Here is a 348-nt window from a genome sequence, read left to right as displayed (position 1 = left end):
GATGGCGCAGCGGACGGGGCTCGAACCCGCGACCTCCGCCGTGACAGGGCGGCATTCTAACCAACTGAACTACCGCTGCACCTAAAATGGTGGTCGCTATAAGACTCGAACTTATGACATCCACCTTGTAAGGGTGGCGCTCTACCAACTGAGCTAAGCGACCTAAAAATTTAAAAATATCTGGCGACCCTTAGAGGATTTGAACCTCTGTTTCTACACAGAGAAAGTAGAGTCCTGAGCCACTAGACGAAAGGGTCATAAACCCAAAAATGGTGTCCTGCGTTGGATTCGAACCAACGGCCCCCTCATTAAAAGTGAGATGCTCTACCGACTGAGCTAGCAAGACAT

Annotated in this window: 4 tRNA genes; all 4 read right to left on the bottom strand. The window is 50.3% G+C overall.

Features of this window, described 5'->3' with window-relative positions:
• Positions 1-2: 2 nt before the first annotated feature.
• The 4 genes from ATCC51562_RS09370 to ATCC51562_RS09355 all read right to left on the bottom strand — a co-directional run bounded on the left by ATCC51562_RS09370 (position 3) and on the right by ATCC51562_RS09355 (position 346).
• Positions 3-79 (bottom strand) — tRNA-Asp (locus tag ATCC51562_RS09370).
• 8 nt (positions 80-87) lie between these two features.
• A tRNA-Val gene (locus ATCC51562_RS09365) sits at positions 88-163 on the bottom strand.
• 18 nt (positions 164-181) lie between these two features.
• A tRNA-Glu gene (locus ATCC51562_RS09360) sits at positions 182-257 on the bottom strand.
• 13 nt (positions 258-270) lie between these two features.
• Positions 271-346, bottom strand: a tRNA-Lys gene (locus ATCC51562_RS09355).
• Between the last annotated feature and the right edge of the window lie 2 nt (positions 347-348).

Origin of the sequence: Campylobacter concisus ATCC 51562, assembly GCF_000466745.1 — a bacterium.
Taxonomy (GTDB): Bacteria; Campylobacterota; Campylobacteria; order Campylobacterales; family Campylobacteraceae; genus Campylobacter_A; species Campylobacter_A concisus_B.
Note: the sequence above shows the minus strand (reverse complement) of the source record. Positions and strands in the feature narration are given on the sequence as shown.